The organism is Eilatimonas milleporae (assembly GCF_003688555.1).
Classification (GTDB): domain Bacteria; phylum Pseudomonadota; class Alphaproteobacteria; order Sphingomonadales; family Kordiimonadaceae; genus Eilatimonas; species Eilatimonas milleporae.
Genome location: NZ_REFR01000014.1, coordinates 118,214 through 136,665, shown reverse-complemented (window position 1 = coordinate 136,665; position 18,452 = coordinate 118,214). Strand labels below are relative to the sequence as shown.

The 18,452-nt window shown below is 62.6% G+C and carries 18 protein-coding genes and 1 other RNA gene; 13 read left to right on the top strand and 6 right to left on the bottom strand.

Features of this window, described 5'->3' with window-relative positions; all coding sequences use genetic code 11:
* Positions 1-73: 73 nt before the first annotated feature.
* A complete protein-coding gene (locus BXY39_RS15315) occupies positions 74-2,623 on the bottom strand; it encodes an ABC transporter permease (RefSeq protein ID WP_121939760.1) in 2,550 nt (849 codons plus the stop codon).
* Positions 2,620-3,411: an ABC transporter ATP-binding protein gene (locus tag BXY39_RS15310; RefSeq protein ID WP_121939759.1), complete on the bottom strand. Its 792-nt coding sequence runs from the start codon at positions 3,409-3,411 to the stop codon at positions 2,620-2,622. Before BXY39_RS15310 ends, BXY39_RS15315 begins: the two co-directional genes overlap by 4 nt.
* Before the next feature lie 77 nt (positions 3,412-3,488).
* Here BXY39_RS15310 and BXY39_RS15305 point away from each other — a divergent pair, with 77 nt between their 5' ends.
* Both BXY39_RS15305 and thpR read left to right on the top strand, forming a co-directional pair.
* A complete protein-coding gene (locus BXY39_RS15305; RefSeq protein WP_245999298.1) occupies positions 3,489-4,196 on the top strand; it encodes an arylesterase in 708 nt (235 codons plus the stop codon).
* A gap of 99 nt (positions 4,197-4,295) precedes the next feature.
* Complete coding sequence (gene thpR / locus BXY39_RS15300) at positions 4,296-4,928, top strand: RNA 2',3'-cyclic phosphodiesterase (protein ID WP_121939758.1); 633 nt, start codon at positions 4,296-4,298, stop codon at positions 4,926-4,928.
* 79 nt (positions 4,929-5,007) lie between these two features.
* Here thpR and BXY39_RS15295 read toward each other — a convergent pair whose 3' ends face one another.
* Together BXY39_RS15295 and BXY39_RS15290 are read right to left on the bottom strand one after the other, a co-directional pair.
* Positions 5,008-6,057: an alpha/beta fold hydrolase gene (locus BXY39_RS15295; protein WP_121939757.1), complete on the bottom strand. Its 1,050-nt coding sequence runs from the start codon at positions 6,055-6,057 to the stop codon at positions 5,008-5,010.
* Between the two features lie 5 nt (positions 6,058-6,062).
* Positions 6,063-6,569 carry a low molecular weight protein-tyrosine-phosphatase gene (locus BXY39_RS15290; RefSeq protein WP_121939756.1) on the bottom strand — a complete coding sequence of 169 codons (507 nt, stop codon included), beginning with the start codon at positions 6,567-6,569 and terminating at the stop codon, positions 6,063-6,065.
* A gap of 164 nt (positions 6,570-6,733) precedes the next feature.
* On the opposite strand from BXY39_RS15290, the gene BXY39_RS15285 reads away from it, so the two are divergent.
* Together BXY39_RS15285 and BXY39_RS15280 are read left to right on the top strand one after the other, a co-directional pair.
* Positions 6,734-7,444 carry an NAD-dependent deacylase gene (locus tag BXY39_RS15285; protein WP_121939755.1) on the top strand — a complete coding sequence of 237 codons (711 nt, stop codon included), beginning with the start codon at positions 6,734-6,736 and terminating at the stop codon, positions 7,442-7,444.
* On the top strand, positions 7,441-7,749 hold the full coding sequence (locus tag BXY39_RS15280) for a 4a-hydroxytetrahydrobiopterin dehydratase (RefSeq protein ID WP_121939754.1): 309 nt from the start codon (positions 7,441-7,443) through the stop codon (positions 7,747-7,749). Before BXY39_RS15285 ends, BXY39_RS15280 begins: the two co-directional genes overlap by 4 nt.
* Before the next feature lie 81 nt (positions 7,750-7,830).
* Here the strand turns inward: BXY39_RS15280 and nudC are convergent, their stop codons facing one another.
* Positions 7,831-8,847 (bottom strand): NAD(+) diphosphatase, encoded by a 1,017-nt coding sequence (gene nudC, locus BXY39_RS15275; RefSeq protein WP_211332283.1) that lies wholly within the window; start codon positions 8,845-8,847, stop codon positions 7,831-7,833.
* 246 nt (positions 8,848-9,093) lie between these two features.
* On the opposite strand from nudC, the gene ffs reads away from it, so the two are divergent.
* From ffs to BXY39_RS15250, 5 genes are all read left to right on the top strand, one after another.
* Positions 9,094-9,191, top strand: an RNA gene (ffs, locus tag BXY39_RS15270) — signal recognition particle sRNA small type.
* 258 nt (positions 9,192-9,449) lie between these two features.
* Positions 9,450-11,360: a DNA polymerase III subunit gamma/tau gene (locus BXY39_RS15265; RefSeq protein WP_121939934.1), complete on the top strand. Its 1,911-nt coding sequence runs from the start codon at positions 9,450-9,452 to the stop codon at positions 11,358-11,360.
* A gap of 123 nt (positions 11,361-11,483) precedes the next feature.
* Complete coding sequence (locus tag BXY39_RS15260) at positions 11,484-11,804, top strand: YbaB/EbfC family nucleoid-associated protein (RefSeq protein WP_121939753.1); 321 nt, start codon at positions 11,484-11,486, stop codon at positions 11,802-11,804.
* Positions 11,805-11,884: 80 nt separating this feature from the next.
* A complete protein-coding gene (recR, locus tag BXY39_RS15255; protein ID WP_121939752.1) occupies positions 11,885-12,496 on the top strand; it encodes a recombination mediator RecR in 612 nt (203 codons plus the stop codon).
* A 2-nt stretch (positions 12,497-12,498) separates the two neighbouring features.
* The gene (locus BXY39_RS15250; RefSeq protein ID WP_245999295.1) at positions 12,499-12,978 is read left to right on the top strand and encodes a GFA family protein; all 480 of its coding nucleotides are present in this window, start codon (positions 12,499-12,501) and stop codon (positions 12,976-12,978) included.
* Between the two features lie 661 nt (positions 12,979-13,639).
* On the opposite strand, the gene BXY39_RS15245 is transcribed toward BXY39_RS15250, so the two are convergent.
* The gene (locus tag BXY39_RS15245) at positions 13,640-14,995 is read right to left on the bottom strand and encodes a hypothetical protein (RefSeq protein ID WP_121939751.1); all 1,356 of its coding nucleotides are present in this window, start codon (positions 14,993-14,995) and stop codon (positions 13,640-13,642) included.
* 354 nt (positions 14,996-15,349) lie between these two features.
* Here BXY39_RS15245 and BXY39_RS15240 point away from each other — a divergent pair, with 354 nt between their 5' ends.
* From BXY39_RS15240 to BXY39_RS15225, 4 genes are all read left to right on the top strand, one after another.
* Positions 15,350-15,856: a GIY-YIG nuclease family protein gene (locus tag BXY39_RS15240; RefSeq protein WP_121939750.1), complete on the top strand. Its 507-nt coding sequence runs from the start codon at positions 15,350-15,352 to the stop codon at positions 15,854-15,856.
* Positions 15,857-15,864: 8 nt separating this feature from the next.
* On the top strand, positions 15,865-16,392 hold the full coding sequence (locus BXY39_RS15235) for a hypothetical protein (RefSeq protein WP_211332282.1): 528 nt from the start codon (positions 15,865-15,867) through the stop codon (positions 16,390-16,392).
* A 387-nt stretch (positions 16,393-16,779) separates the two neighbouring features.
* On the top strand, positions 16,780-17,151 hold the full coding sequence (locus BXY39_RS15230; RefSeq protein WP_121939749.1) for a BlaI/MecI/CopY family transcriptional regulator: 372 nt from the start codon (positions 16,780-16,782) through the stop codon (positions 17,149-17,151).
* A complete protein-coding gene (locus BXY39_RS15225; RefSeq protein WP_121939748.1) occupies positions 17,144-18,418 on the top strand; it encodes a M56 family metallopeptidase in 1,275 nt (424 codons plus the stop codon). Before BXY39_RS15230 ends, BXY39_RS15225 begins: the two co-directional genes overlap by 8 nt.
* Positions 18,419-18,452: the final 34 nt, after the last annotated feature.

Sequence of the window (18,452 nt, the reverse complement as noted above, 5' to 3'; positions counted from 1 at the left end):
TCCCGCATCCGGCGTCTTGCAAGTGACTTGCAGGGGGTGCGGGGTTTCGCGCCGGTCCATGCCGGGTGCCGCTTTATTCACTGCGCAGCACCACATTGGGCTTTATGCTCAGCGCCTGAAAGCTGGAGGCCAGCCCGAACAGGACGGTCACGCCCAGACTGGCGCCGACCGTGATCAGCATGGGCAGGGCGAGGATGCGGAAATCCATATCCATCACCTGTTCCACCACGATCCAGCCGGCGAGAAGGCCGAGACCGAGCGCGATGGAGGCCGTGACCAGCCCGATGAGCAGAAATTCAAGCGCATAGGCGGCCAGCACCTGGCCGCGCACGGCGCCGACAACCTTCAGGATCACGCTTTCATAAACGCGCTGGCGGAACCCGGCGGCAATGGCGCCGGCCAGAACGAGGACCCCGGCCAGGATCGCCACCACCGCCGTGGCGCGCACGGCGCTGCCGATCTGTTCCAGCAGGCCGTTGACGGTGGACAGCACTTCCTTCATGCGGACGGCGGTGATGTTGGGGAAGGTCTGCGTCAGGGTGCGGTGGGCGTTTTCCTCCGCCGGGCCGTCCGCCTTCAGCGTTGCCATATGGGTATGGGGCGCCGCCTTCAGGGTGTGGGGGTCGAACAGGATGACGAAGTTGAAGCCGAAGGAGCCCCAGTTGATTTCCCGCAGGGAGCGGATGCGGGCGGTGATTTCGCGGCCCAGAACGGTCACGGTGACCGTGTCGCCGATATCAAGACCGAGACCCTCGGCTTCCGCCTTGCCGAAACTGATTTCGGGTTCGCCGCTATAGTCATCCGGCCACCAGTCGCCCTCGACGACGCGGCTGCCTTCACCGGGTGTCATGCCATAGGACAGGCCACGGTCGCCGCGCAAGATCCAGCGATAGTCCGGGTCCACCGCGACCTCGCTTGCCGGGGTGCCGTTCAGTTTGATGACGCGGCCCCGCAGGGAGGGAACGGTGATCACATCGCGCACCCCGTCCACGCCGTCGGCGGTTGCCGTGAAGTCTTCCAGCTGGTCGGGTTGAATGTCCAGAATGAAGAAGGCCGGCGCCTCGGAGGGCACTTCCTCCGACAGTTGGGTTCTGAGATTGCCCTCGATCAGGGCCAGGGCGGCGAACAGGGTCAGCCCGAGACCAAGCGAGATCACCACGGCGCCCGTGGCGGCGCCGGGCCGGTGCAGGTTGGCGATGGCCATGCGGGTCAGCGCCCCGCGCGCGCGGGGCAGGCGCGCGGCGCCCCGTTCAATGGTCCAGCTTGTCAACCGCAGGAGGGCAAGGGCGCCCACGGCCCCGGCGATGAAGCCGCCTGCCAGCAGGTGATTGTTGGCAAGACCCACGGCCAGCAGGGCCACCATGGCCACCGTGCCGCCGATCAGGGCCATGTAGAGCGGGCGCGGCCGCCGGGTTTCCGGCGCCACCAGGGCGCGGAACAGCCGCACCGCCGGAAGGTCGCGCGCCTTGCCCAAGGGCCAGGCGGTGAAGGCAATGGTGATGAGCAGGCCGTAGGCCGCCGCCAGCATCAGCGCCACCGGATAGACCCCGGTGGCGATATCGACCGGAATGGTGTCGGGCAGGAGCCGGCCCAGAACCCCCGGCAGCAGGGCCCCGATGCCCAGACCCACGGCGACCGAAAACAGGCCGATCAGCAGAACCTGGAGGAAATAGGTCGCGAAAATGGTCGCGCCGTCCGCCCCCAGTATTTTCAGGGTGGCGATGGTGCGTGTCTTGCGGTCCATATAGCCCTTGACCGCATTGCCGACACCGACACCGCCGACCACCAGCGCGGCCAGCCCGACAAGGGTGAGAAAGGTTTCCATCTGGACGATGAAACGGCGCAGGCCCGGCGCGCTGGTGGACCGGTCACGCACCCGCCAGCCGCCGTCGGGCCAGCGTTCCTTCATCTGCTCGCGCACGCCCTCGACGCTGTTGCCGGCGAAAAGGCGTATCTTGTAATAATGGTTGATCAGGCTGCCGACCGTGACCAGACCGGATTCGCCGAGTGCCTGACCGCGCACAAGCAGGCTGGGCCCAAGCTGGAAGCCCAGATTGGCCTTGTCCGGTTCCTTGTCGATGAGGGCGCGGATATCCAGTGTAACGGCACCGACACGCAGCCGGTCGCCCACCTTGACCTTCAGCCGGTCGGCCAGAAGGGGGTCGACGGCGGCGCCCCATGTCTCGTCCCCTTGGGCGGAGACGCGCTTGTCGAACAGGGCCGGATTGTCCATTTGCGGCAGGGTGAGGAAATCACCATAGAGGGGATAGCGCCCGTCCACCGCCCGCAGTTCCACCAGCGTGGCCTGGCCGGTATCCTGCGAGCGGGCCATGGTCCTGAGACGGGCGGACACCGACACGTCGCCCTTTTGTTTCATAAAGGCGACAAGGCTGGCCGGGGCTTCCTGCTGGAACAGGCTGACTTCGATATCGCCGCCGAGGATATTCTGTCCTTCGCGGTTCAGGCCGTCCTGGATGGCCCGTGTCAGCGAGCCGACGGCGGCGATCGCCGCCACGCCCAGGATCAGACAGGCCATGAAAATGCGAAAGCCCCGCAGACCGCCGCGCAGTTCCCTGAGCGCGAAGCGGAACGCAACCGGTACGCCGGCATGTCTGGTGATCATGGGCGGCCCACCTTGTTGAGAAGGGTGCTGCCGTCATCGGCCACCGCGCGGGTGTCGCCGGTGTCGTCGATGATGCGGCCGTCGGCCATGGAAATCACGCGGTCGCAGCGGTCGGCCAGGGCCGGATCGTGCGTCACCAGCACAAGGGTTGACTGCCGTTTGGCCGACAGGTCGAAAATCAGGTCGATGATGGCCCGCCCCGTCTGGCCGTCCAGATTGCCGGTCGGCTCGTCCCCGAACAGGATGGAGGGTTCCGGCGCGAGGGCCCGGGCAAGCGCCACGCGCTGTTGTTCGCCGCCCGACAGCTGGGCCGGATAATGGTCCATGCGGTGGGCAAGGCCGACGGCATCCAGTTCGTGGGCGGCGCGGTCGAAGGCGTCATTGACGCGGGCCAGTTCCAGCGGCACGGCGACATTTTCCAGCGCCGTCATGGTGGGGATAAGATGAAAGGCCTGCATGACGATGCCGACACGGCTGAGCCGGTGCCGGGCCAGACGATCCTCGTCGGCGCCGGTGAGGCTGAGCCCGTCCACGGTGACGTCACCGGTCGTGGCCTGTTCCAGCCCGGTCATCAGGCTCATCAGGGACGATTTGCCGGAACCGGACGGGCCGACAATGCCCACGGTTTCGCCTGTCGTGACGGCGAAATTTATGTCCTTGAGAATATTGACAGGCCCCGCGCCTGACTCCAGCGTCAGGGACACGTGGTCCAATGAGATAACGGATTGCCGGGCGGCGGCCGGACTGCTGTGCGGTGCCCCCGCGTCGGATGGGGTTGTTTCTGGCATTGTCAGATCTATCCTTCGCTGTCGGCCTCTTTCATACGGGCCACGGTATTTTGTCGTTAAACTAAGGGGCATGGCCCATGATGGTCAATTCACACCTTCGTTCGGTCAGTTGTACGTTGATCGCGGCGCTTTGGCTCAGTCTTGCCGCGATCGGCGGGTTCGCGCCCGTCCACGGCGCGGGGGACGGGGATGCCGGCGGTGCGGCGGACAGCGATATCCGGATCCTGGCATTCGGCGACAGTCTGACAGCCGGCTACGGCCTGGACCCCGGCGAAGGGTTCACCGAACAGCTTGAAACCTGGCTGGGCGCGCGGTTGGCCGTGCCCGTCGGCGTGGTGAATGGCGGCGTGTCCGGCGATACCAGTACGGGCGGGCGGTCCCGTCTGGACTGGGCGCTGGCCCCGATCAAGAACGGCGCCCCCGATCTGGTGATTTTGGAACTGGGGGCCAATGACGGTCTGCGCGGTATCGACCCGGCGATCACCCGCACCAATATCGACGCCATGGTGGCCAGCCTGTCCGGGCGCGGGATCCCGGTCCTGCTGACGGGCATGCTGGCGCCGCCCAATCTTGGGCCGGAGTATGCCGCCGCCTTCAACACGATATACCGTGATGTGGCGGCAAAATACGGGGTGAGGCTGTACCCCTTTTTCCTGGACGGTGTTGCCGCTGACAGCGCGCTGAACCAGTCCGATGGCATTCACCCCAACGCGGACGGCGTGAAGATCATTGTGGAAAGACTGGGGCCCGCCGTGCTGTCGATGCTTGACGCCGGCGGCAGATAGTGATTCCCTGAACAGATACGAGCGTCCGGATTATGTTCTTACGCCATGCGTGCAGCCTGAGTGTGGAACGGTGTGCCGCACATACATGAGGAGGGTATCATGCTCCGCCTGTTTGTCGCCCTGGAACTGGACCCGGCCCTTTGCGCCATATTGCGGACGCCGCGCTCCGACGTGGAAGGGGCGCACTGGCAGCGTGACGACCAGCTGCATCTGACCCTGGCCTTTATCGGCGAAGTGGCCCATCCCCTGATGCGGGAGATCGAGGGCGAACTGGCCCGCGTCCATTTCGACCCGTTCGATCTGGCGCTGTCCGGTGTCGGTGCCTTTGGCCGCCCCGGCCAGCCGCGTGTGCTTTGGGCCGGGGTGGAGAACCCGACCCCCATTCTGCATCTGCATGAGAAAATCGCCCGCGCCATGGAGCGTATGGGGGTTGCCATCGACCAGCGTAAATTCAAACCGCATGTGACGCTGGCCCGTTTCCGCCGGGGGGCGTATGCGCGTGTGGGCGACTGGCTCAGCCGTCACGGCCATCTGGTGTCGCCGCCGCAAAGGGTCGATCATTTTACGCTGTTTTCATCCCACCGCACGGATGAGGGCTGTTTCTACCGGGCCGAGGCCCGGTTCGGGCGTGCCATCGACCTGCCGGCGGCGGATGTGGACCCGGATGACATGGAAGACCATGGCGACGGCTTCCGCCCCGGTTTCATCCTGGAACCGCAACGCAGCTGGTAAACCGCCGGGACTTCTTGAACATCCGGGCCGGTGCGGTGTGCCGGCACCTTATTTCAGCATCTTAGGTCAGCACGCTGTGTCAGCAGAGGGCCGTCCGTGCCGCCGTTTGTGTTTGCGCGGGGACCGGGCCGTCCGGGTGACGCGCGGCCAGGCATGTCTGCGGCAGGGTATTGTCCCCAAGGTCGGCGATCCGTGTGTCGAGCATGCGGATCGCGTCCAGAATGCGGTCGGCGGCATTCCACGGCAGAAAATGGTTGGCCCCGTCCAGGGTGATCAGGTCCAGGGCGCGCGCCCCGCTGAATTTCGCCTGCATGTAGGGCACGTTTTCATAAGGCACCAGACGGTCCTGCGTGCCGTGGACGATGATGACCGGCTGGCGGATGTCGCCCAGCCTGTCGCCAAGGGCCACAAGCTCGTCCTCCAGCGCGATGAGTTCCCTGTTGGCGTGGCGGGCGGACGCGGACAGCAGCCAGGAAAAGGGCGGCACATTGCCCAAATGCTGCACCCACAGCACATCCTCAAGCGCGGGATCGAGGGAGCCGGCCAGTTCAATGATGCCGTCTATCCTGTCCGGATAGTTGGCGGCCGCCGCCGCGACAATCGGCCCGCCGAGGGAATGGCCGACCAGTATGGGCCATTTGCCGTTCCGTTCGACCAGCAGCGGGCGGATCGCGGCGGCCTGTGCATCCAGCGCGGTGACGGCCCGCCGGGGTTTGGTGAAACCGAAGCCCGGCCGGTCAATGGCGACGAATTCCATATCGTCCGGGACGCGGTGCAGCAGGTCGAGGAAATTGGCGGCCTCGCCCGGTGTGCCATGGACGAAAATGACACGGCGGCCGCTGGTGTTGCCGGCGGCCAGATAGCTGATTTCGAGGGGCGCGCGGGTGTCGTCCGCCGTGTCCGGTGATGATCCTGGGGACGATTCCTGTGACGACTCTGGGGATGCCGCTGTGACGGCTCCGCGCACCACGGTGTCGTCCGAGACAAAGCCGCTGTCGAAGTTGAACAGGCCGGGCGCGCAGGATGCGGCCAGCAGGGTCAGGCCGACGGCCCATATCCATCTGTTGCGGACAAGGCGGATAAAACGGCTTTTGCCCTTTGTCCCGCTGTGGGCGTTGTCGCCTGTCATGGCTGTTATGGCTCCCGCTTGTGTGCGGTGCTTTCTTCGTTGAAATGGCGCTCCCGGATCATGGTCAGCAGCCCGTCCGCCGCATCCATGGCGGCGCGGTAGCAGAGTTCAAAATCCCGCTCGTGGCCATGATAGGGGTCGGGCATGTCCTTGACCGGCAGATGGGGCGCATGGGACAGGAAAAGCGATATTTTGTGGCGCTCAGGCGGCGGGCACGCGTCCAGCAGGTCTTCCAGATTCTCCCCGTCCATGGCGAGGATATAGTCGAAGCGGCTGAAATCCCCCGCCTCGACCTTGCGGGCGCGTTGAACGGAGATATCGACATTCCGCTTGCGGGCGGCGGCCTGGGCCCGTGTGTCCGGGGCCTTGCCGGCGTGATAGCCGATGGTGCCGGCACTGTCGATCGTCAGCCGGTCGGCCAGCCCGGCGGTGCCGGCGGCGGCACGGAAGGCCCCTTCCGCCATGGGCGAGCGGCAGATATTCCCCATGCAGACGAACAGGACGGCAATCATCGCAGCCTCTTTGAGTGTGGACCTGTCTTTGCCCGACCGCAGGCGGCAAGGCGCCAACAGCGTGCTGGCAATTCAGGCCGGTTTATGGAATCACCTGTTCATATCATGGCTTGACCAGATTTGGCACGGCTCGGCATTTGGGCCCGACGTTTGGGGGTGAGAGGGTGCGGCACCAAAATATCGTGATCCTGACGGGCGCGGGCATTTCAGCCGAATCCGGCCTGTCCACATTCCGCGAGGAAGGGGGCCTGTGGGACCGTCACAGAATCGAGGATGTGGCAACCCCCGAGGGGTTCGTCCGCGACCCCGACCTTGTCCATGAATTTTATTCAACGCGGCGCCGGCAGTTGAAGACCGCGTCACCCAACCCCGCGCACATCGCCCTTGGCCGCCTGCAGCGGGAGCATGGGGGCCAGGTGAGCATCGTGACCCAGAATGTGGACGATCTGCATGAACGCGGCGGGGCCAGCGATGTCATCCACATGCATGGGGAGCTGAAAAAGCTGCGCTGCGGCGCGTGTCACCGGGTGCATGTGTGGGACGGTGTCTGCGCCACGGATACGCCGTGCCCGGCCTGCCATGCGAAGGCGTTGCGCCCGCATGTGGTCTGGTTCGGGGAAATGCCGTTTGACATGGACCGGATCATGGCCTTGCTGGCCGACTGCGACCTGTTCATGTCCATCGGCACCAGCGGTCAGGTGTACCCGGCCGCCGGATTCGTGTCCGAGGTCCGGCAGATCGGCCATGCCCATACCGTCGAAATCAATCTGGAGCCAAGCGACGGCGCAAGCCTGTTCGCCGAGCGCCGTCACGGCCCGGCCGGCACGCTGGTGCCGGCCTATGTCGAGGAAATACTGAAAGGAGAGCCGTCATGACCACCCGCCCGTCGGAATTGAGCGAAGAAGACCGCACCAGGGCCCTGACCGCCCTTGAGGACTGGACCTATGACAGCAGTGCCAGGGCGATCAGGAAACAGTTTCTGTTCAAGGATTTCAATGCCGCCTGGGGGTTCATGGGCCGGGTTGCCCTGCTGGCGGAAAAGCATGATCATCATCCGGAATGGTTCAATGTGTATAACCGGGTGGAAGTGACCATGACCACCCATGACGCGGGCGGTGTGACCGATCTGGATATCCTGTTCGCCAAGGCCATGGATGTCTATACCCACAACAAGGGTTGAGGGCTGAGGTCTGAGGTCTGTGCCCGGCGCAGGGCCGCCGCCGGACACACCGATGGACAGGTCGCTTATAGGGGCCGACTGCTAAAGGGAACCGGCGTCGTCAAGCCAGTGGCGCAGCAGATCGTGGGCGATGGCGATGGGCGGCGGAAAGGCGATGTCCGGGTCGCGGCCGGCCATGACCGTGCGGGCCTCGGCCTTGGTGATCCAGCGGGCCTCGGCGATTTCCGTCCGGTCCAGGGTCAGGGCCCTGCCGGCGACCGTGGCGGTGCAGCCGATCATGATGGATGACGGCCACGGCCAGGGCTGGCTGGCCACATAGCGGACACTTGTGGTGTCGACACCGGTTTCCTCCTTCAATTCACGGGCGACGGCTTCCTCGATGCTTTCGCCGGGTTCCATGAAACCGGCCAGCGCCGAGTAAAACCCCGGCGGCATTTTGTGACTGCGGCCGACAAGGGCCGCGTCGCCGTGAAACGCCAGCATGATCACCACCGGGTCCGTCCGGGGGAAATGGGCGGCGCCGCAGGCGTCGCACCGGCGCTCGTATCCGGACTTGGTCATGCGGGTCGGGGTGCCGCAATTGGCGCAGAAACGGTGCCTGGCGTGCCAGTCCAGCATGGATTTCGCCTGGGCCATGATGCCCAGGGCGTCGCGGGCGATGCCGGACCCGAGCGCCTTCATGCCGACACTTCTCAGGTCGCGGAATTTGCAGCCGGTTTCCGGCGTTTCCAGTGTCGCGGCCAAATCCTTTCCGGCCAAATCCTTCGCGGCCAGATCCTTCCCGGCTGTGTCCGGCGTCCGCAGGCCAGCGGCAAAACAGGCGGCCCCGTCGGCCCTGTCATCAATGCCGAGAAAAACGCGCTCACCCGATACGGCATCGTCCATCAGGCCGGGGTCAAGCCAGACAGGGGCGCCGTCCGCGTCCGTCAGCACCTTGTCACCGCTGAACAGCATAAGCCGGGCCCCCGGCCTTTTCGGCCAGTCGGCCAGGACCGCGGGGTCGTGACGGGCACTGTCCAGCCGGTTGAGGGGATTGCCGGAAAACGCCGTCTCCATAAGGCCAAGACACGGTTTCGAGGACGGAGTGGTATCTGGCATATTGCTGCGGCCCTGAGGTTTGTCGACGCTGTTCCCAGGTGCCAGACTAGGCAAGTTCCCCCCCGCAGACCATACCGGAATTGAGAAAGCCGGGGACACCGCGACATTGTGACCGAGAAGACGGACCCTGACGGACAGGGCCCCCCATGATATTCTGATATCGCAGTGCGGCGTTCGGAGCGAATTTCGGCGGTGCCGTGCACGCCCCCTATTGAAACCGGTGGCCTTTGGGGGCATATAAGCAACCGGGAGTGCCAGCGGACGGGTCCGCTCGCCAACCCGGTCAGGTCCGAAAGGAAGCAGCCGTAACGAGTCCGGCTTGGGTCGTCGGCTCTCCCACCCACAAAAACGCCGCGCGGTCATTCTGGCCGCGCGGCGTTTTGCTGTCCGCGCCACCGGGTTTTCCATTTCAGTTCCGCAAGTGCCAAGGTGCCGCCGGGCACGCCGGCTTCCCCCTTGTGGCGCGGCCCTCAAGCCTGCTAGGGAAAGGCGTGTCCGCCACAGGTGCGGGTCTGTCTGGTACGGTCTGTCTGGTACGGGGCTGTGATGGCGATGTGGGGGCGACGCGGGGCGGTGTGGGCCATCCCGCCATATTGACGGGGATGTCGATGGAGAATGGCGCAGGCCAGGAGGGCGAATACCGCGTTCTGGCAAGAAAATACCGGCCGTCGGACTTTGACGGGCTGATCGGACAGGAGGCGATGGTCCGCACCCTGTCCAATGCCATCGAAGCCGGCCGTCTGGCGCATGCCTTCGTGCTGACGGGCGTGCGCGGTGTCGGCAAGACGACCACGGCCCGTATCATGGCGAAGGCCCTGAACTGCCAGTCCTTCGACGGTCCGACCATGACACCGTGCGGAGTTTGTGACGCCTGCGTCTCGATTTCCGAATCGCGCCATGTGGATGTTCTGGAAATGGATGCCGCCAGCCGCACCGGCGTCGACGATGTGCGCGAGATCATCGACAGTGTGCGGTATGCGCCGGTGTCGGCCCGCTACAAGGTCTATATCATCGACGAAGTGCACATGCTGACCAAGCAGGCCTTCAACGCGTTGCTGAAGACGCTGGAAGAGCCGCCGGCGCATGTGAAATTCATCTTTGCCACCACGGAAATCCGCAAGCTGCCGGTGACGGTGCTGTCCCGGTGTCAGCGGTTCGACCTGCGCCGGATCGAACCGGACGTTCTGGTCGGCCATCTGAAGGGGATCGCCGACAAGGAAGGCGCCGACATCGACGACGGTGCCCTGGCGATGATCGCGCGCGCGGCGGAAGGGTCCGTGCGGGACAGTCTGTCCCTGCTGGATCAGGCGATTGCCCATGGCGGCGGCCATGTGGCGGGCGATGCCGTCCGCGACATGCTGGGCCTGGCCGACCGGGGGCAGATTCTCGACCTGTTCGAGCAGGTGATGAAAGGGGAAACCGCCGCGACGCTGGACAATCTGCGCCGCCAGTACGATCGGGGCGCCGACCCCATCGTGGTGCTGAGCGACCTTCTGGATGTGGCCCACTGGCTGACCCGTCTGAAGGTGGTCCCGGATGCCGGCGAGGATGCGCTGGCCTCCCCGGCCGAGCGGGATCAGGGCAGGGATATGGCCGCCAAACTGGCGATGCCGGCCCTGACCCGGGCCTGGCAGATGCTGCTGAAAGGGCTTGGCGAAACCCGCACCGCGCCCAGTCCGATTGCCGCCGCCGAAATGGTGCTGATCCGTCTGGCATTCGCCGCCGACCTGCCGAACCCGGCCGATCTGGTGAAACAGTTGAAGCAAAACGGCGGTGCGGGCGCACCCGCCGCTGGATCGCCGCACGGCACGGCGGGGCCCGGCGCACCGGGCCCCGGCCCGTCGGCCATGACCGGTAGTACCGCCGCGCCCCCGATGTCCGGGACCGGCCCCGCGCGGATGACCGTCACCGGGGCGACCACCGGGTCCGTTTCCGGGCCTGCTGCTGGTCTTGCTGCTGGGACTGTTGCTGGTCTTGCTGCTGGGACTGTTTCCGGGGCCGCCGTTGTCGCCATCAGGCCCGATGCCGCGCCTGAAACCACCGCACCCTTTCCGCCGCCGGCGACCTATGAAGGGCTGGTGGACCTGTTCCGGTCCAACAAGGAAGTGCCGCTTGCCGTGGTGTTGAGCGACCATGTGCGGCTGGTTGCCTATGCGCCCGGGCGGATTACGCTGAACCCGTCCGCGCGGGCGCCCGCCGACCTGTCCCTGAGAATGAAGCAGTGCCTGAAGACATGGACGGGGATGGACTGGACCATTGCCTTTTCAAGCGAAGGGGGCGATGCCTCGTTGCGCGAGCAGGCCCAGGCCCGCCAGCAGCAGATCCGGGACGAGGCAATGGCCCATCCCCTGGTGCGCTCGGTGCTGGATGTCTGGCCCGAGGCCGAGTTGATTTCCGTCCGCGAGGAACGGGTGGACACCGTGGACGCACCGCCGGATGCCCCCAGCGACACGGGCGAGGCCGCCTATGACGATATGGGGGACGCGGCACTGGACGATCTGTTCGATCTGTAGCGGCCCGGTACCGAGATGCATTCCGTCCAGTTCTGGAAAATTCAGATAAGTTCCGGCGAATTCAGGTAAGTTCTGGCCAATTCAGATAAGTTCTGGCGAATTCAGGCGAAAAGGATCAAAGCGATGAAAAATCTCTCCCAGATGCTGAAAAAAGCGCAGGAGATGCAGGCCAAAATGGGCGAAATGCAGTCCGCCCTTGACGATTTGACGGTCGAGGGGGAAGCCGGCGGCGGTCTGGTCAAAATTGTCATGTCGGCCAAGGGCGACCTGAAGTCCCTGCATATCGATGACAGCCTGATGGGCGATGACAAGGAAATCCTGGAGGACCTGATCATTGCCGCCCATGCCCAGGCAAAAGAGCGCGGGCAAAGCCTGGTGCAGGAAAAAATGCAGGACCTGACCGGCGGCCTGCCGTTGCCGGAAGGGTTCAAAATGCCCTTTTGAGGCCGGGCCCTGCCCGCCGTGCCGTAGGGCCCGATATCCCTTAAGGCCATGATACCCCTTTATTCGGACAGTGTGACGCGATGCCCCGTTCGCATGGAAGCGAAATTGACAGACTGATCCAGCTGCTGGCCCGCCTGCCGGGGCTGGGACCCCGTTCCGCCCGCCGGGCGGCCCTGACCATGCTGAAGAAAAAGGATGCCGTCATGCGTCCGCTCGCGGCGGCCCTGACGACGGTTGCCGACGGGGTGGTCGCGTGCGAGATATGCGGCAACCTCGATGCGGGGTCGCCCTGCCATGTCTGCACCGACCCCCGGCGGGACCGCACCACCATCTGCGTTGTCGAGGATGTCGCCGACCTGTGGGCGCTGGACCGCTCGGAAACCTATAACGGCCTGTATCATGTGCTGGGCGGCACCCTGTCGGCGCTGGACGGCGTCGGTCCGGAAGACCTGGCGGTCGGCCCCCTGATCCGCCGCATACAGGAGGACGGGGTGACGGAGGTGATCCTGGGCCTGGGGGCGACGGTGGACGGCCAGACCACCAGCCATTATCTGGCCGAGCGGCTGTCGGAGGCGGGCGATGTGCGGGTGACGGCCCTGGCCCATGGTCTGCCCGTAGGCGGGGAACTGGATTATCTGGATGACGGGACGCTGGCCGCGGCCCTCAGAGCCCGCAACACGATTGGAGGCTGATCTTGAGCGAGCAGGAAAACGGGCCCGCGTCCGGTGCCGTCTGGCACAAGGGCGGGTGCCACTGCGGCGCCGTCCGTTTCGAGGTGCGCGCGCCCGCGCGCCCGGATGTGGTGCGCTGCAATTGCAGCATGTGCCGCATGGTCGGCTTTCTGCACCTGTTTGTTGAAAAACAGGATTTTCGCCTGACGTCGGGCGAGGCCGCGTTGAGCGAGTACCGTTTCAACACGGGGACGGCCCGGCACCTGTTCTGCCGCATATGCGGGGTGAAAAGTTTTTACGTGCCGCGCAGCCATCCGAACGGATATTCCGTCAATGCCAACTGTCTTGACCCCGACGCCCTGCAAGGATGGGCGCTGAGCGATTTCGACGGCGCCAATTGGGAAGCGAATATCGAGGCTTTGAGAGCGGCTGATGCGGACCCGTCGGATATGGGCCAATCAGACAAGGGCCAATCAGACACGGATCAACCAGGCGCGGCCTAAAGGCGGCCCAATGGACCGGTCGGTGACTGACCAGTCAGTCATCAGGATGTTCCGGCACGCGGCGGTGACGGGACCGGCCAATCCCGATCTGATGGCGGCCCAATAGACCGGTCACAGACTGACTGGTCAGTCATCGGGTGTCCCTTGCATGGTGGTGACAGGATCGGCCAATCCCGGTCTGATGACGGCCCAATAGGCCGGTCGCAGACTGACTAGTCAGTCATCCGGGTGCCCTGAAAGCTGCCTACGCGGATTGCTCTGCCCCGCCTCGACAGCGGTCCAAGGCCCGTGCCGGGGACTGACGAGGCCGGATACGCATAAACGGGAGAGCGCCGAAGATCGCTTTTGGACAAATACTCCAAAGCCGTTTATCGGTCGCATGGGTCGGCTATGGGGACAAAGTTGACAAAGCTAGATATCGCGTTGGGCGGGAAGTGTCCGTTTGCTGTGCTTTGCATGAATTGCCGGTTAGGGGGCGACTGTGGTCCGATCTCTGCTGGATGTTCGATCACGAAAGTGAACAGTGTCAGTTTATCGATCGATCTGCTCGGATTGTTTAGAGACAATCGGCCGCTTCGTATGTCCAAGAGTCTGTTCGGTTACGTGCGGCATGGCGCTTCCGCTATGAGAAGTATGTGAATCTCTCTGGCACTTCTGGGCCTTAGGGCTGGCGCTTTGGCTGGATGAGTGGCGCGCCCTTATTGAGAAGGTCGTCAAGAAAGTCCTTGCGGGATGAAATGGTGCCGCTTTGTGCAGCGTGGATCAGCGCTTCTACGACTTTACGAGCCAGAGAACGGGCCATGACCTGTTCTTTTGTCAAAATGGGTGTCATCGTGCGACCGTGCAGGAAGGTGCAGCGCAGGTTGAACAGCCCCTCATACTTGTCAGCGTAGCAACGATCGTCCAACAACCCCGCAATGCGGCCTCGTATCCTTTCCGTGGGACTCATTCGCTTGTAGCGATCACACTTGTGCTGGCATTTCTTTTTATAGTCGGCGTGCAGACCGAGCGCCGCTTCGATCATCGTGATATGCGCAAGGAATTCGTCGACACCTTTCGCTAGGAACGCTCGGACTAGGAAGTGGGTGATTGGCGTTTCGAACAGAACTGATTCCTTCGCCTGCTTGACCTTGGCCCAATGGTTTTGGTCCCAGACCGGTAACTCGGTTGCTACTTCGTCTTTCAAACGCAGCTCGGCAGGTCGTTCCTCCTCAATAATTCCACCATAGCCGTCGTCATAGATTTGAGGTTGCCAACTCAGCGTATCCGGAGACGGCGGCGAGTTGAGGCGAACGAAAATATCGCTATCAATGGTGTAGATCCAAGGAACGCGAAAGCCGCGCCAGTCGACCTCCTCCATCGTCGACCATTTCTCCCACGGCGCCAGCAGCAGGAAAAACAGTGCCTCCTCAACGATGTCGGGAAACTGCCCCTTGTGCGGCTCGATTTGTCCTAGATCCTGGCTCAGATCCATGAACAGGAAGGGGACGGCGCGCGCTTCAGGTTCTTGGTCGAGTTTTACCATTTCCTCGACAATGAGCCAGTGAAATTCCGAGAAGCGCTCGGCATCGAAGGCTTTCTGCGGATAGAATCGCTTCAACCTAGTCTCATCGACAATGGTCCGCAGTTCGTCCGCAGTCAGCTGCCCAATCCTCGCGGGGCCGAACGCGATCGACGGCAGGTCAGCGGCCAGATTGAGGGGCACGAGGTGGATACGTTTGGCGTGAGTCAACCGCATCGCCTCATCAAGGCGATGCGCCGCCTCTTCTATCGGCAATGCCAAGTGAGCCGTACCCTTCTGCAAATCGCACGGTAAGCCAAGAGCTTGCAAAGCGATCGAAAGCGCAAAGTTCGGCCCATTCTCTCCAGCGTTCGAATAGCTGTCACGGCAGACTTCGCGAAGTCGCTTGAAGGCCGGATGCGCGAAGATGTTGTCGGGCCCTGGCGGACGCAGTCGCCACAGGTCAGACATTGCCTCTAACATCGCACGGCTCGGACCGGCCGCCGACTCGCTCATAGGGCGATTCCTTTCGACATCTGTTCGGCGGCCGCCTCCGTCTTCACATCCATAACTTCGCCAAGCTCTAGCAGAAACGCATAAGGATAGCACTCGCGGCTGTCGTCATCCATACTATGACACCGTCCATGCCCATTGGCACAATCGGCAATATCCATCGGTCACCGAGTGGTTAACGACGATGATCAGGGGCTACAGCCTGCCAGCCTGTTTCTTCTTTTAGTCGTTCACGGCTTGCGCCCTGATCGTGCTTATGCGACATGAGAGCCGGCCACTTGACATCGTCGCGTAATCAGATCCGGAGCTAGTGAAATCCTTCTCGACCAACTCCGGCAACAACATAAGGAGCGTGACGTGCCAGTCTATTTCATTGGAGAAGACGAAAACGGATGCTCCCCTATCAAGATCGGAGTGACGAATAACATCAAGGCGCGTAAGCGCAACCTCCAGACCGGCAATCCCTTGTGCCTGCTACTGCTCGGGTGGATCAATGCGGTAAATCCGTTCCAGCTCGAACGGCGACTGCACCAGTACTTCAGAGGGACCCAGGTGCGTGGAGAGTGGTTCGCCATCAAGCCCACTGACATTTTGCCTATTCTCCAGAGCGCTAGCCGCGATGGATTCGTAGCCACGAACGCCAACGCCTTCCAGATCGTCGGATATGATCGCGACGCAGTCCCGGAATATCTGGGCGTTTGGGAATGGGCGGACCTCGAAATCGACGCATGCTGTCCGTTCTGCGGTTGCCTGTGTGGCATGCATTTCCAAGAGGCATCTCAAATGTATTACTGCATCCATTGCGACATACTCACCGACTTCTCGGAATTGTCCTCAGAGGTTCACCACCGACCAGATAACTGACTGGCAACATGATCAACAAGAAGCGGGGGAAGGAAATGAGTATGCAATGGCTGCTAGAAAAAGCGCCAGGGTTTCAGGTTTTGCGCGAGCAGGATCGCGACGCGATCTTCAGTTTCACATTTTTATGGACCTTGTTCGAAGCTCGGGTCATGGGCAATTTTGCGCGCGCCGACCTAATCCGTGTAAAAGTCGACGAGTGGTATGATGCCGGGACGCTCAATGCTGACAGGTACGATGCTGAGCTGGCTTATTTCCGGCAACGCTACTACGCCAATGGTGACTTCACGATTCATTTTCGGCGTCTGCGTCTGCGCGCTGTCGACCAACTCGACATTGTTCAGTCTGTGCTTGACGGTAGGAGTAACGACCCACGCGACCGGCTCTTAACCTTGCTGATGATTGTCTGGCGGTTTCGCAACAATTTCTTCCATGGCGAGAAATGGTCGTACCGGTTCCAGGATCAGCTCTCGAATTTCACACATGCCAATGCCATCCTGATACGGTTGCTTGAGCGACATGGGCAATTAACTGCCTAACGGAACTTGGGCGTCTGCTTTGGGTGCAACGGAACGACCGCCAAGTGCCATGAACCGCCTTTGGCCGCGTGTCATGAGTGTCTTAGCAGAGCTCTGAGCGGCCAACCGACTTTTCAGACATGTTCACCGTATCTGTGATAAAACAAGCAGTAACGTTTGACATACCGGCGTGACTTAAGTGCCAAAAAGAAGTGTCGAACATGAGACATTCCGTCTCCGACGACCGAGGGTCCGTGGGTTTGTTCGGCCCTTCCCGATAAGCTGCTACCTGCCCGATCCCTTCGCATCCGCCGTCGTCCTTGCCGCGACCGGTCCCCTACCGGTTATGAGCCCCGAGCCTCATAACCGGCTTGACACATGTTACACGTGTAGCATAGATGCTTATCCATGTCACATCCCACGAAGTCAGAATTGGCTATTCTGAAGGTCCTCTGGGCCGAAGGGCCTTTGTCGGCGCGAGAGATTCAGGAACGCGTCGGGCCGCAATTGGACTGGTCGTTTTCGACCACCCGCACCACGCTCACCCGGATGGCGGACAAGTCCCTGCTGCGGCCAGAGACCAGGCATGGGGTTCGTGTTTACAGCCCGGCCAAAAGCAAGGCGCGCACCTTGTCCGGTGTGCTGCGGGAGTTTTTCGACACTGTTCTGGAAATGAAGGGCCCGCTTCCCACCGCGGCCTTTCACGACAGCAAGGTTTTGTCCGAAGAAGACTGGCAGGAACTGGACCGCCTGCTGAACGAAGGTTTCGACGATGATTGAAGCCTTGATCCTCATTCACCTTTGGAGCCTGGTCGTCGCGGCGAGCGCGCGGGTGTCGCAACGCGACCGAGGCAAGGGCGTCGGGGGGCGTTTTCCCACGCCGAGAGTCTGGTTCCTTTTGGTCGCCCTCAGTGTCCTGCCGGGTGTTCTGTACTTCATGCCTTTCGGTGAGGTGCTTCGTATACCGGATATCGAGATTCTTGATTTTATCCCGACGCACGTCAGCGAACGGTCGGCGGGCGATCCCGGGTTCTTCAATCCTGTGTTGATATACGGGGGGGTGGGTTTTTTGCTCATGATACGGACTTTACGGTCCTGGTCGCGTTTGCAGCGCTTGCCACTGGTGCCGACGACCGAGTCCGATGTGTTCACGACAACGGCGGATGTGCCGCCTCTGACGCTTTCATGGCCCCGCCGGGCCGTTGTCCTGCCGTCGGGGTTTCAGACCGGGTCGGCCCTGGTCGAACACGAACGCGCCCATCTTCATCATCATGATGCGGAGCTTACGCTGGCTTTGTTGCTGTTACAGGATCTGATGTTGCACAACCCGGGGATACGTTATCTCGTTGAGCAATGGCGCCTTTCCATTGAATTGCGCGCAGATCGCGCGGCGACGGAAAGGCTCACCGCGTCAGAGCGCAAGGACTATGCCGCGCTCTTGCTGGACCTTCAGCGACCGCGCCGGAACGGCGTACAAACCCTGCCCTGCCCGTCGGCTCACCACGGTTCGCGACATCACAGGGCCCTTAAAATGAGGCTCGGTCGGATCATCGGGGCCGAACCCGGTTCGGGAAGGCAGGGTTGGGCCGCCCTGGCCGTCACCTTCATGGGGGCCTGCGCCGTCGGCATCACGGCGTCGGCGAACACGGGTATCGACAAGGCGATGGAAGTGGGACCGGTTATCCTCGAATATGTCAGGAAAACCCCGTTGCAAATGCCGGCCAATTGCGTCGGTTTAAAGACCGACGATCTTAAAGCGGTCGAGAGACACGTCACGGTCGATGGCCGGCGCATTCAGCGCTACGTCATGAAAGTGGGTGTGGTCACGCTTTATCATGATGTCCGTACGGACGGCAGTGTCCATAACCCTCGGATTGCCGCTTCCAGCCATCCCTGTTTCGAAGCCGAAGCCGAAGCAGCCGTCGTCCAATGGATCGCCGAGTCCCAAGGCGCGGCTGTCAAAGATGCGGCGGCGAAGCTGCCGTTCGTGATATCCGGCGCAACCCCCGATGAATTACGGCTCCAGCTGGATGCCCTCACTCAATAATTCCAAGACTGATTTATCCGTGGGCAGGTTTGAT

Bases quoted from the DNA above. Each gene is read 5' to 3' on its own strand.
- BXY39_RS15315 (WP_121939760.1), bottom strand. From the start codon at position 2,623: ATGATCACCAGACATGCCGGCGTACCGGTTGCGTTCCGCTTCGCGCTC.
- BXY39_RS15310 (WP_121939759.1), bottom strand. From the start codon at position 3,411: ATGCCAGAAACAACCCCATCCGACGCGGGGGCACCGCACAGCAGTCCG.
- BXY39_RS15305 (WP_245999298.1), top strand. From the start codon at position 3,489: ATGATGGTCAATTCACACCTTCGTTCGGTCAGTTGTACGTTGATCGCG.
- thpR (WP_121939758.1), top strand. From the start codon at position 4,296: ATGCTCCGCCTGTTTGTCGCCCTGGAACTGGACCCGGCCCTTTGCGCC.
- BXY39_RS15295 (WP_121939757.1), bottom strand. From the start codon at position 6,057: ATGACAGGCGACAACGCCCACAGCGGGACAAAGGGCAAAAGCCGTTTT.
- BXY39_RS15290 (WP_121939756.1), bottom strand. From the start codon at position 6,569: ATGATTGCCGTCCTGTTCGTCTGCATGGGGAATATCTGCCGCTCGCCC.
- BXY39_RS15280 (WP_121939754.1), top strand. From the start codon at position 7,441: ATGACCACCCGCCCGTCGGAATTGAGCGAAGAAGACCGCACCAGGGCC.
- nudC (WP_211332283.1), bottom strand. From the start codon at position 8,847: ATGCCAGATACCACTCCGTCCTCGAAACCGTGTCTTGGCCTTATGGAG.
- BXY39_RS15265 (WP_121939934.1), top strand. From the start codon at position 9,450: ATGTCGATGGAGAATGGCGCAGGCCAGGAGGGCGAATACCGCGTTCTG.
- BXY39_RS15260 (WP_121939753.1), top strand. From the start codon at position 11,484: ATGAAAAATCTCTCCCAGATGCTGAAAAAAGCGCAGGAGATGCAGGCC.
- recR (WP_121939752.1), top strand. From the start codon at position 11,885: ATGCCCCGTTCGCATGGAAGCGAAATTGACAGACTGATCCAGCTGCTG.
- BXY39_RS15245 (WP_121939751.1), bottom strand. From the start codon at position 14,995: ATGAGCGAGTCGGCGGCCGGTCCGAGCCGTGCGATGTTAGAGGCAATG.
- BXY39_RS15235 (WP_211332282.1), top strand. From the start codon at position 15,865: ATGATCAACAAGAAGCGGGGGAAGGAAATGAGTATGCAATGGCTGCTA.
- BXY39_RS15230 (WP_121939749.1), top strand. From the start codon at position 16,780: ATGTCACATCCCACGAAGTCAGAATTGGCTATTCTGAAGGTCCTCTGG.
- BXY39_RS15225 (WP_121939748.1), top strand. From the start codon at position 17,144: ATGATTGAAGCCTTGATCCTCATTCACCTTTGGAGCCTGGTCGTCGCG.